At 59.7% G+C, this 11,656-nt stretch carries 9 protein-coding genes and 1 pseudogene; 2 read left to right on the top strand and 8 right to left on the bottom strand.

The features are described from left to right. Positions 1-92: 92 nt before the first annotated feature. The 8 genes and pseudogenes from DSM107133_RS20690 to DSM107133_RS20655 form a co-directional block, all read right to left on the bottom strand. Entirely contained in the window at positions 93-3,530 is a 3,438-nt protein-coding gene (locus tag DSM107133_RS20690; RefSeq protein WP_243253623.1) for a pyruvate carboxylase, read from the bottom strand. A 96-nt stretch (positions 3,531-3,626) separates the two neighbouring features. Beyond that, on the bottom strand, positions 3,627-4,553 hold the full coding sequence (locus DSM107133_RS20685; protein WP_243253622.1) for an FAD-binding protein: 927 nt from the start codon (positions 4,551-4,553) through the stop codon (positions 3,627-3,629). Further along, positions 4,553-5,311 (bottom strand): electron transfer flavoprotein subunit beta/FixA family protein, encoded by a 759-nt coding sequence (locus DSM107133_RS20680; protein ID WP_114294495.1) that lies wholly within the window; start codon positions 5,309-5,311, stop codon positions 4,553-4,555. Before DSM107133_RS20680 ends, DSM107133_RS20685 begins: the two co-directional genes overlap by 1 nt. A 67-nt stretch (positions 5,312-5,378) precedes the next feature. After that, positions 5,379-6,176 (bottom strand): CoA ester lyase, encoded by a 798-nt coding sequence (locus tag DSM107133_RS20675; protein ID WP_114294494.1) that lies wholly within the window; start codon positions 6,174-6,176, stop codon positions 5,379-5,381. Next, positions 6,170-7,012 (bottom strand): MaoC family dehydratase N-terminal domain-containing protein, encoded by an 843-nt coding sequence (locus tag DSM107133_RS20670; protein ID WP_114294493.1) that lies wholly within the window; start codon positions 7,010-7,012, stop codon positions 6,170-6,172. Before DSM107133_RS20670 ends, DSM107133_RS20675 begins: the two co-directional genes overlap by 7 nt. Positions 7,013-7,015: 3 nt before the next feature. Next, positions 7,016-7,348 carry a CoA transferase gene (locus tag DSM107133_RS20665; protein ID WP_240310605.1) on the bottom strand — a complete coding sequence of 111 codons (333 nt, stop codon included), beginning with the start codon at positions 7,346-7,348 and terminating at the stop codon, positions 7,016-7,018. Between the two features lie 80 nt (positions 7,349-7,428). Further along, entirely contained in the window at positions 7,429-8,406 is a 978-nt protein-coding gene (locus tag DSM107133_RS20660) for an IS5 family transposase (RefSeq protein WP_243253621.1), read from the bottom strand. Positions 8,407-9,014: 608 nt separating this feature from the next. Beyond that, positions 9,015-9,929, bottom strand: a pseudogene (locus DSM107133_RS20655) (DUF4158 domain-containing protein); the annotation flags it as partial. 163 nt (positions 9,930-10,092) lie between these two features. On the opposite strand from DSM107133_RS20655, the gene DSM107133_RS20650 reads away from it, so the two are divergent. Together DSM107133_RS20650 and DSM107133_RS20645 are read left to right on the top strand one after the other, a co-directional pair. Next, positions 10,093-10,677, top strand: coding sequence for a recombinase family protein (locus DSM107133_RS20650; protein ID WP_114294490.1), 585 nt, complete (start codon positions 10,093-10,095; stop codon positions 10,675-10,677). A gap of 6 nt (positions 10,678-10,683) precedes the next feature. Beyond that, positions 10,684-11,628: a hypothetical protein gene (locus DSM107133_RS20645; RefSeq protein WP_114294489.1), complete on the top strand. Its 945-nt coding sequence runs from the start codon at positions 10,684-10,686 to the stop codon at positions 11,626-11,628. Positions 11,629-11,656 lie beyond the last annotated feature (28 nt).

Raw genomic sequence — 11,656 nt, 5'->3', positions numbered from 1 at the left:
CGATCATCCGGTTGTACTTGCGACCCGCTGCCTGACAAGGATGTGACAGACCTGCTTGTGGTCGGATAATCGGTTTTTCCGTCTTCCCCCCCTCACTCCAGCTCGATCAGCAGATCCTTGGCGTCGATCTGGCTTCCGGGCTGGACGTTCACCGCCTTGACCGTGGCGTTGCGTTCGGCGTGGATGCCGGTTTCCATCTTCATCGCTTCGATGGTCAGCAGCAGATCGCCCTCTTTGACCTGCGCACCCACGGATGTGGCCACGGTGGCCACCACGCCCGGCATCGGCGCGCCGATGTGGTTGGCGTTGCCCAGTTCCGCCTTGGGGCGCTGCTGGGTGGTGGCTTTGACCAGACGGTTCGGCACGCGGATCACCCGCGGCTGGCCGTTGAGTTCAAAGAACACTTTCACCTCGCCGTCCTCGCCGGTGTCGCCCACCGCTTGCAGGCGGATTTCCATGGTCTTGCCGGGGTCGATTTCCACGCTGATCTCTTCGCTGGGGGACATCCCGTAAAAGAACGTATGCGTGGGCAGGGTGCGCACCGGGCCATAGCTGCGGTGACGGCCCATGTAGTCCATGAACACCTTGGGATACATCAGGTAGCCGGCCAGATCCTCGTCGTCGATCTTCTTGCCTTCCAGTTCCTTGATGACCTGCGCGCGGGTCGCTTCGATGTCCACAGGTTTCAGGTGCAGGCCGGGACGGTCGGTCGACGGCTTTTCGCCCTTCAGCACCTTTTTCTGGATGCCTTCAGGGAAGCCGCCTGGAGGCTGGCCCAGGTTGCCGCGCATCATGTCCACGACGCTGTCGGGAAAGGCCACGTCGGATTTGGGGTCTTCGACCTGCGCGCGGGTCAGGCCCTGGCTGACCATCATCAGGGCCATGTCGCCCACGACCTTGGAGGACGGCGTGACCTTCACAATGTCACCGAACATCTGGTTCACATCCGCATAGGTCTGCGCCACCTCGTGCCAGCGGTCCTCCAGCCCCAGCGAGCGCGCCTGCGCCTTGAGGTTGGTGAACTGCCCGCCGGGCATCTCGTGCAGGTAGACCTCGGACGCCGGGGCCATCAGGCCGCTCTCGAACGCCGCATATTGCGCGCGCACGCCTTCCCAATAGTCCGACATCTCGCGCACGGCGGCCATGTCCAGCCCGGTGTCGCGGGGCGTGTTGCGCAGTGCCTCGACGATCGAGCCAAGGCAGGGCTGCGAGGTGCCGCCCGAGAAGGCATCCATCGCCGCATCGACCGCATCCACACCCGCATCCGTCGCCGCCATCACCGTGGCCGCCGCCGCACCCGAGGTGTCGTGCGTGTGGAAGTGGATCGGCAGGCCGACCTCTTGCTTCAGCGCCCCGATCAGCGCCTTGGCCGCGGCGGGTTTCAGCAGGCCCGCCATGTCCTTCAGGCCCAGCACATGCGCGCCTGCGGCCTTCAGGTCCTGACCCATCTGCACGTAATACTTCAGGTCGTATTTCGCGCGCTCGGGGTTCAGCAGATCACCGGTATAGCAGATCGTGCCCTCGCAGACCTTGCCGCTGTCCACGACCGCGTCCATGGCCACGCGCATGTTTTCAACCCAGTTCAGGCTGTCGAACACGCGGAACACGTCAACACCGCTTTCGGCGGCCTGCTTCACAAAGAACTGGACCACGTTGTCGGGATAGTTGGTGTAGCCCACGCCGTTGCTGGCGCGCAGCAGCATCTGGGTCATCACATTGGGCATCGCCTTGCGCAGGTCGCGCAGGCGCTGCCAGGGGCATTCCTGCAAGAACCGATAGGCCACATCGAATGTCGCACCGCCCCAGCATTCGACACTGAACAGCTGTGGCAGGTTGGAGGCATAGGCGGGAGCTGCCTTGATCATGTCGATCGAGCGCATCCGCGTCGCCAGCAACGACTGGTGCCCGTCGCGCATGGTGGTCTCGGTCAGCAGCAGCTGCTTTTGCGCCTTCATCCAGTCGGCCACGGCCTGCGCGCCCTTTTGCTCCAGCAGGTTGCGCGTGCCCATGGTTGGTTCATGCGTCGCGGCGGGCGCCTTTGGGGCGCGGGCATTGGCGGGCAGCGGGCGGTCCTTGGTCTCGGGGTGACCGTTCACGGTGATATCCGCGATATAGGTCAGAACCTTGGTGCCACGGTCGCGCCGGCGCGAGAACTGGAACAGCTCGGGCGTCGTGTCGATGAACTTGGTGGTATAGCTGTAATCGAGGAAGGTCGGGTGCTTCAGCAGGTTTTCCACGAAGGCGATGTTGGTGGACACGCCGCGAATACGGAATTCGCGCAGGGCGCGGTCCATGCGGGCGATGGCCATCTCGGGCGTGGGGGCCTTGGCGGTGACCTTGGTCAGCAGGCTGTCGTAATAGCGGGTGATGACGCCGCCCGCGTAAGCCGTGCCGCCGTCCAGACGGATGCCCAGGCCCGTGGCCGAGCGGTAGGCGGTGATGCGGCCATAGTCGGGGATAAAGTTGTTCTGCGGGTCCTCGGTGGTGATCCGGGTTTGCAGGGCGTGGCCGTTCAGGGTCACGTCGCTCTGGCTGGCCTTGCCGGTGGCGTCGGCAATGCTCTTGCCCTCGGCGATCAGGATCTGGGCGCGCACGATGTCGATGCCGGTGACTTCTTCGGTGACGGTATGTTCGACCTGCACGCGCGGGTTCACTTCGATGAAGTAGAATTTGCCGTCGTCCATATCCATCAGGAATTCGACGGTGCCCGCGCATTCATAGTTCACATGTTTGCAGATTTTATAGCCAAGCGCGCAAATCTCCTCGCGCTGCTCTGCGGTCAGATAGGGGGCGGGGGCGCGTTCCACGACCTTCTGGTTGCGCCGCTGCACGGAACAGTCGCGCTCAAACAGGTGGTACATGCCGCCATGTTTGTCGCCCAGGATCTGCACCTCGACGTGGCGGGCGCGCAGGATCATCTTTTCCAGATAGCCCTCGCCGTTGCCAAAGGCGGCTTCGGCCTCGCGCCGACCTTCCAGCACCTTTTCTTCCAGCTCTTCGGGCGCGTTGATCGGACGCATGCCGCGTCCGCCACCGCCCCACGACGCTTTCAGCATCAGCGGATAGCCGACCTCTGCCGCCTCGGCGCGGATCGCGTCCATGTCGGTGCCCAGCACTTCGGTCGCGGGGATCACCGGCACACCGGCCTCGACCGCCACACGCCGCGCGCTGGCTTTGTCGCCAAGGGCGCGCATGGTCTCGGCCTTGGGCCCGATAAAGGTAATGCCCGCCGCGTCGCAGGCATCAACGAAATCGGGGTTTTCCGACAACAGCCCGTAACCCGGGTGGATCGCATCGGCGCCCGACATGCGGGCCACGCGGATGATTTCCTCGATGCTCAGATAGGCCGCCACCGGCCCCAGCCCCTCGCCAATGCGATAGGCTTCGTCCGCCTTGAACCGGTGCAGCCCCAGCTTGTCCTCTTCGGCAAAGACGGCCACCGTCTTTTTGCCCATCTCGTTGGCCGCACGCATGATGCGGATGGCGATTTCACCCCGGTTGGCAATGAGGATCTTGGAAAACTCGGTCAAAGTGGACATCCTTGTATAAGTAACGGCCTGATGAATCAGGCAATCAATCGTGCAAGCAAGAGGTAGTCTCCCCGGGAACATCCCGAGGGACCGGACCTACAGTTTTTCGATCAGTTCCGGCACAGCCGTGAACAGGTCAGCCACAAGGCCGTAGTCCGCAACCTGGAAGATCGGGGCTTCTTCGTCCTTGTTGATCGCAACGATCACTTTGGAGTCTTTCATGCCCGCAAGGTGCTGGATCGCACCCGAGATGCCGATCGCGACATAAAGGTCAGGGGCGACAACCTTGCCCGTCTGGCCAACCTGCCAGTCGTTCGGGGCATAGCCGCTGTCCACAGCCGCGCGCGATGCGCCAACGGCGGCGCCCAGTTTGTCGGCCAGTTTTTCGATCAGCTTGAAGTCTTCTTCCGAGCCGACGCCACGGCCGCCCGACACGACCACACCGGCCGATGTCAGTTCGGGACGGTCGCTGGCGGCAACCTTGTCTTCGATCCAGGACGACAGGCCCGGATCAGCAGCTGCCGACACGGTTTCGACCGAGGCGGAACCGCCCTCACCAGCCGCATCGAATGTCGACGTGCGGAAGGTGATGACTTTCTTCGCGTCTTTCGACTTCACGGTCTGGATCGCGTTGCCTGCGTAGATCGGGCGCTCGAACGTGTCGCCATCGACAACGCCGGAAGCGTCCGAGATGATCATCACGTCCAGCAGCGCCGCGACGCGGGGCATCACGTTTTTCGCGTCGGTGGTGGCGGGGGCGACGATGTGCTCGTAGTCACCTGCCAGCGACACGATCAGCGCCGCCGTGGATTCCGCCAGACGGTGACCCAGCGTTGCGTCTTCGGCAACCAGCACCTTGGCCACGCCGTCGATTTTCGCAGCCGCTTCGCCCGCAGCAGCGGCCGAGCCGCCCGCGCACAGAACGGTCACATCACCCAACGATTTGGCGGCGGTCACAGCCTTGGCTGTGGCGTCCATCGCCAGTTCGCCATTGTTGACTTCGGCAAGAAGCAGAACAGCCATTACACCACTCCCTTTTCTTTGAGTTTCGCAACCAGTGCGTCCACGTCTGCCACGATTTCGCCAGCCGCGCGGGCTTCGGGCTCTTTGGTGCTGACCACTTCCAGATGCAGCGCCGTGTCGACGCCGTAATCGGCTGCGGTTTTCTCATCCAGCGGCTTTTTCTTCGCTTTCATGATGTTGGGCAGCGACGCATAGCGCGGCTCGTTCAGGCGCAGATCAACGGTGATGACGGTCGGCATGTTGATTTCGATGGTTTGCAAACCGCCGTCCACTTCGCGCGTGACCTTGGCCTTGTCGCCCGAGATTTCGACCTCGGAGGCGAAGGTGCCTTGCGACCAGCCCAGCAGGGCCGACAGCATCTGGCCGGTGGCGTTCATGTCGTTGTCGATCGCCTGTTTGCCGCACAGCACAAGGCCGGGCTGCTCTTCGTCGACAATCGCCTTGAGGATCTTGGCAACGGTCAGCGGTTCGATGTCCTGATGAACGTCGTCGGCTGCGATGACCAGAATCGCGCGGTCCGCGCCCATGGCCAAAGCGGTGCGCAGGGTTTCCTGCGCTTGCTTGACGCCGATGGACACCGCGATGATTTCTTCGACCTGACCGGCCTCTTTCATACGGATCGCCTGTTCGACGGCAATCTCGTCGAACGGGTTCATCGACATTTTCACGTTTGCAAGATCAACACCCGATCCATCCGCTTTTACACGGACTTTCACGTTATAGTCGATCACGCGTTTGACAGGCACCAGCACCTTCATACATAGTCTCCCTCTTGGTCCCGTTAAGGATGATTTCAAACTGTCTGGCGAAGCGCGCCTCGGTGGTCTATGGCTGCTTCGCTGCAGCAAGGATGCTGCGCGCCCTGATCCGCACCGGTGCGTCAACCATTTCACCATCTACGGATACAGCCCCATCCGCCGCCGCAAGAACACGGTTGGCCCAAGTGATCTGCTCTGGGCACGGCGCGAAAGCGGCTTTGACATCCTCGACCTGTTTTGGGTGAATGCAGAGTTTTCCTGCCATCCCGAGCGATTTTGCATGTCCGGCATCGTCGGCCAATTCAGCAGGATCGTCCAAGCGGGTTGTTACACCGTCGATCGGCGCGGCTATCCTTGCGACGCGAGATGCGAGCACAAGTTCTGATCGCGCAGGCAGCAGCAACTCACGCTTATGATCCATGCCAAGATCCGCACAATAATCAACCGATCCGAAAACCAGACGATCGACACCCGGCACTGTGGCAATTGATCGCGCGACGGCCATGCCACGACCGGATTCGATCAGACACAAGAGTGAGATGCCTTCAAGTTTGCCGGCGATTTGCGCCACGCAGGCCGGGTCCTCGGACTTGGGCAGCATGACAGTACTCGGGCGCAGCGCGATCACCGCGCGAAGATCATCATCATGCCACGGGGTGCCAGCTGGGTTAATGCGGACGATGATGGGCAAGTCCGTAAAGTCGCAAGTCAACGCTGTTCGGGCAGCGTCCTTGTCCGCCGTCGCGACAGCGTCTTCAAGGTCGAGTATGACTGCATCGGGTCGCGCTGCTGCGGCTTTTGTGAAGCGCTCGGGGCGGTTGGCAGGAACAAAAAGAAGTGCGCGCAGGGAGACCGGCATTACCATTGTGCGGTTGCCTCCATACTTACCGGACCGCCTGCCTGTGCCGTCCAGAGTCTCAGCGCATCGCTACGGGACTCAGCGTTAAGCTTGAAGGCCTCTGGCCCAAAAATCGGGGCGAGGCTGCGGAAATGGAATTCTTTGGGGACGGTTCCACGCAGGTCCGCCGCGTACTGGCACAACATGGTCGCTTGAATAGGCCCGTGAATAACGAGGCCCGGATAGGATTCCTCGTTCTGGGCATAGGGTGCATCGTAGTGAATGCGGTGACCGTTAAAGGTCAGCGCAGAATAGCGGAACAAGAACGGAGCACTTGCTGCGACATCCATGCTATGGGCACCTCGGGGTGCCTTATCCGGCGCCGGACCGACTGGGGCAGAAGTCTTGCGTGTCGCGTCTCTGTAAACGATGTCCTGACGCTCTGTCAGAGCGGAGCGCCCGCCGCTGGAAACATGATGGCGCACCGTGACGAAGCACAAGGCACCGCTGCGTCCATGTTTGACGGTCACGTCTTCGATCACGGAACGGCGGGTCACGACTTCCCCGATCTTTATCGGTGCGTGAAACTCGACCGCCCCTCCAGCCCACATGCGGCGCGGCAAAGGAACCGGCGGGAGAAAACCACCGCGCGCGGGGTGACCGTCGGGACCAAGTTCGGCCGTGGGAACGGCGGGCTGTCCGAGGCAGAGATGAATGAACAAAGGGGCCTCGGCGCCGTGATCTGTAGCCGACCGTCGTTCGAAGGTCGCATTGAACCGGACGACGAGCGCCGACGTCAGCTCTTCGCTGGCCTGATCTTCACGGCCAATCCAGTTTTTGAGATGGTCAAGATCTATCTGCATGCCTCAGTCCTTTGCATTAAGAGGATTCAACGCGGGCACCGGGCCATAGGTCGGCGTCTCGTTGTGCCAGACCGGTGCGGGTGCCGGATACGAAACCGGTCCGCTCGGTGTTTCAACGGTGATGCGGCGCAAATGCGGATGCGCAGAAAGACCCGCCATGTCATTGACTGAGGCGAGCGCGACATCGGCGCGCTGAAGCGCCGCGATTGCTTCAGGTCCGTTCCGAGTGGCAAAGCCAGCAGCAACTGCAGCATCGGTTTCCCCCCGGTTGGCCACGCGCGCGTTGTTGGTCGCAAAACGTGGGTCGCTGCCCAGATCAGCGCGTTTCAGAAACACGTCACAAAGCTTCGCCCATTCACGGGGCCGTGTTGCACAGATCATAGTCCGCTCGGAACGCGCCCTACCCGAAACGGATTTCAGGCGGTGCGTTCAAAACTTGGGCGGCCAAGTCTGGTCATTCGATTGAGAACCCAGACGCCAATCTTGACTTCTGTTTTCTGATTTTTGAAGTTGCGCGCCTTTAGCTTGGGCCCAATGACAGCCTTCCAGCGGCCCATGAGAGTTTCGCCCCGGCTGCGTTGATTGTAGCCGGTGGCTTTCTGCCAGGCCATCCGCCCGTTGATTGCGATGTCGGCGATATGGCAGTCTCGTGCCGTCGGTTTGCGGGCCACATTAGGGCTCAGGATTGCGTTTTTGGGAGGTGGGGTCGTCACCTCGATCATCGGTCCGAACCGAGCGGTAAGCAAATCAGATGTTGGGTCTCCGTCGTAAGCGCCGTCGGCCAGAAACAGATCAACCGGACCGTCGACTTGATCCAGGAGATCTGGCAGCGCCGTTGGATCACCGACGTCATCCTTGGTGAGATCAGAGCAAACGATCTCGCCACTGACAAGATCAAGACCGAGGTGGAGCTTGCGCCAAGAGCGCCGTTTACGCCTAGCTTTATGCTTCTCCTCGAGCCAGTCACCTTCTCCAAAGATCTTCAGACCGGTACTGTCCATGACCAGTTGCACTGGTTTGTCGCTCTTGGTTTTCGGCATTGGGCGCAACGTCAGCCCATTGCCACGGCGCGACAAGGTGGAAAAATCCGGCACTGCGATCGCAACCCCCAGCAGCCGCGCAATAGAGCGCATCAAGCCTTGGGTTTGGCGCAGAGGCTGCTTGAAGACCAGGCCCAGCGTCAGACACATCTCGATCGCCAAATCAGAGTAGTGCGGCTGTCCGCCGCGCGTGGTACGGCGCGGTGCCGACCACAAGGAAAGTGCGTCTTCGCTGATCCAAACTGTCAGATCACCCCGCTGCCGTAGACCTTCATTGTACTCAGGCCAACTAGTCACCCGATGCTTTTGCTTCGGGATCTTGTCACGACGAGCGGCGTTGAACTTGTGCGGCATTTAGAGCATCCTGAAACGAACAGATTGCCTCGATATCAGCTGTGCGACGATCCCTGCAACAAAGCCCTGGTCATGACCGGTGTCACTGTACCCTAATTAATCAGATTCTGCGGGTTCAGGGCATTTTGGGCCACTTTTGTACCCTTAATTACAATATATCCACAGGCTGCTCGCTTCAGGATTTGACCCCACTCGAGCGCGTCCAGATTGCATCGGCGCGCGCCAGAAGCGCTTGACGATTTGCGTTGTGTCCGAGCTCTGAGATGGCCTGACGTGCTGCCTGCAAAGCGCTCTCGGATGCAGTTGGGCGGCTCATTCCGTGTGTTTCCTGGCCCGTCGGATGCGCCGTTTCACGCAGTCCCGTCAACCGTTGATCGAGGTTACGCGACAACCCAAGGATCCGCTCGATCACCCGGCGATGCTGAGGAAAGACGCGGCGCAACTCCCCCTCCCCAGTAGATCGACACTTATCCACAGCTCAGACCGTACGGCAATTAAGAGTACAGTATGGTAATTAACGGTACAATATGAAAATTAAGGGTACAAACTGCCATTGATTTCAGGGGACAATTTCAGACACGATTCTGATTAATTAGGGTACAGTGACACCAGGTCTTCCCAATGATTCTATCGTGGGTTTCGATAATTGCATCCGCGATGGCAGCGGCCCATTCGATTGCGCAAACGGCCAGGATCGCAAGTCGCCGGTCACTGGATATGTCGCGCAAACCGTCCGCAAAGTAGCGTTCGCCCTGGCGTCGGAGGCGTGAAATCCGATGGGGCGGAATGTCGTCGAGGATGGTAGGTTTGAGATTGAGCCCCTGCAAAAGCTCCAGACGATCCAAAAGACGGCAGGCATCGGCAGAATTCCCGCCCACCTCAAACTGGCGCAGCCAGACAAACCGGGTGATCCGGTCATCGACCAGCTCAGACAGCAATCCGTCCAGTTTGCGCTTGGCATCGTCATCGAGCCGATCAACGATCCGCGTCTCGATGCGCCGTTCGGCGGCAACCAGGGCGTCAGCGCACAGTCGTTCAACAGTGGTGACCGCCGGGACAATCATCATGGACTGGCGGCATCGTTCGACAAATCTCTGGGCAAGGTCGGCATTGGATTGCGCCGTTTCAGCTTCGGTTGCCAACCAATCCGCGAGATCGCGGGCACCGCGCCCGGTGAACATCTTGTATCCGTAAACTTCGCGTAGGTCGGCTAGGTGTTCGCGGCGGGTTTCAGCTCGGTGCGCATAATCAGCCAGATCGTCGGGGTTCAATCCAAGCTGGGCGGCCAAGAAGTCTGTGATCTCTGACGGAATGATCTCACCCGGCATCAACAACCGCCCTGGGTATCGAAAAGCACAAAGCTGCAGGGCAAACCCAAATCGGTTGTGCGCTCGGCGGCGAGACAGGATGTGCTCGATGTCATCGTCGGCGAGGGTGTAGTATCGAAGCAGCGTTTCCTGATCTGTCGGCAAGTCGAAGAGCGTTGCCCGTTGGCGGGCATTCAAAATCTGTCGTCGCGGCAAAGTATCGTCCTGAATGAGGGTTGGTGGCGGCGTCCGTAAGACGGACGCTGAGCGGACAGGTTCAAGCGAACAGATGCACCGCATGAAACCGCTACTTTTGACGTCTCATATATCTGGTACGGTTAGATTTGCAAAAGAGGCCCCTTATCCGTACACTTTGTGCATGACTGCGACAAAAATTGGATACGCCCGCTGCTCGACCGACGGCCAGGACCTGACCGCCCAAAAACAGGCGCTCGAAGCTTTGGGCGTGGCCCCAGATCGGGTCTACACCGATCATGGATTGACCGGCACGAACCGCGCACGCCCCGGTTTGGATCAGGCGATTGCCGCCGTACGGGAAGGCGACACCCTTGTTGTGCCCAAACTAGACCGGCTGGCCCGTTCGGTCCCGGACGCCCGTGCAATTGCCCATCAGTTCGAGGTCAAAGGCGTAAAGCTCGCCCTCGGCGCTTCCGTTTATGATCCGACTGATCCCATGGGAAAGATGTTCTTCAACATCCTGGCGACCTTTGCCGAATTCGAGACCGACCTTATCCGCATGCGCACCCGCGAAGGTATGGCCATCGCCCGTGCCAAAGGGAAATTGCGCGGTAAGCAACCAAAGTTGTCTGACAAACAGCAGCGCGAGCTGACCCGCATGCACGCCACCGGCGAATATTCCATCAGCGATCTGGCAGAGGTGTTTTCCGTGTCCAGACCAACTGTCTATCGCACCCTCAAGAGAACTGAGACAAGGGTCATCTAAATCTCGATGAAAGTACAAGCATGGCCATCTCTTGCTGCTCAGAATGAGCTTTCGAAACAGCTCTTTGGTGCAACCGGCCCAAAGCGGCTTCAAGCTTGGCTTGATGCTCAGATAGCCCGCGTAGATGATCCCGCGTTTGCGCAATTATTCTCCGACCACATCACACTGCCGGGGATTAGCGAACAAGACTTCAACCACCGCCAGGTGAAGTCACAAAGCGGATCACTCCTCGGTGGCGTCCGATTTTTCGGCGGTGATACCGAACGTCCATTTATTGAGGTCATCGCGCATACGTTTCCAGAGAATACCGAAGGGATTGAGGCACTCGCTGAATTGGCGGCCACTGAATGGCAAGCATTCAAACCTCAACATCTGCGGTTGCTTTTGACGCCCGAACAACTGAACTCGTTTGACGGCACACGATCATTTATCATCGATATGAGCGTTCATGCCGCCCGTTATAGAGACTTAGGAGCGTCAAGTGACCGCATCTCCCTTACGGCATTCAGAGGGGCCGATGCTGCCATTCACCTGGTTGAGCAACGCTACCGCGACATCGCAGTGCACGAACCCGAGCTTGCCCAAAACATCTCTGCTGCTGATCCTGAGGATATACGAGCCTGGTATGGTGCTGGGCAGCTTCGCGCGATAACTGTATGTAACAAGACCGTTGGCCTTCTCGCCATCGCGCCTGGTGCCGTTGAATGGCTCGACGGTGATGAAATAAATGAGGAGGTTGTTGTCACATCTCAGACAGGAAATGGCTATGCCGCAGAGGCCCAAAAAACCTGGGCTGCTGAAGTCAAAGATCAAAACCGGTTGCTTATTGGCACCATAGACCGGCTCAACCCCGCATCACGCAGGACGGCTGAGGCTGTCGGGCGCAAAGCAATTCTCAACTATGTTTTTGTCAGCCTCTCAGCGTGTGCTGAGGCAACTAAGAGTCCTTAGCGTACTATTTCGCCCCCAGCCGTAAGCG

The organism is Pseudosulfitobacter sp. DSM 107133 (assembly GCF_022788695.1).
Lineage (GTDB): Bacteria > Pseudomonadota > Alphaproteobacteria > Rhodobacterales > Rhodobacteraceae > Pseudosulfitobacter.
Note: the sequence above shows the minus strand (reverse complement) of the source record. Positions and strands in the feature narration are given on the sequence as shown.

Coding starts and splice junctions, on each gene's coding strand:
- DSM107133_RS20670 (WP_114294493.1), bottom strand. CDS start 7,012: ATGCAGATAGATCTTGACCATCTCAAAAACTGGATTGGCCGTGAAGAT.
- DSM107133_RS20660 (WP_243253621.1), bottom strand. CDS start 8,406: ATGCCGCACAAGTTCAACGCCGCTCGTCGTGACAAGATCCCGAAGCAA.
- DSM107133_RS20680 (WP_114294495.1), bottom strand. CDS start 5,311: ATGAAGGTGCTGGTGCCTGTCAAACGCGTGATCGACTATAACGTGAAA.
- DSM107133_RS20645 (WP_114294489.1), top strand. CDS start 10,684: ATGAAAGTACAAGCATGGCCATCTCTTGCTGCTCAGAATGAGCTTTCG.
- DSM107133_RS20650 (WP_114294490.1), top strand. CDS start 10,093: ATGACTGCGACAAAAATTGGATACGCCCGCTGCTCGACCGACGGCCAG.
- DSM107133_RS20675 (WP_114294494.1), bottom strand. CDS start 6,176: ATGGTAATGCCGGTCTCCCTGCGCGCACTTCTTTTTGTTCCTGCCAAC.
- DSM107133_RS20685 (WP_243253622.1), bottom strand. CDS start 4,553: ATGGCTGTTCTGCTTCTTGCCGAAGTCAACAATGGCGAACTGGCGATG.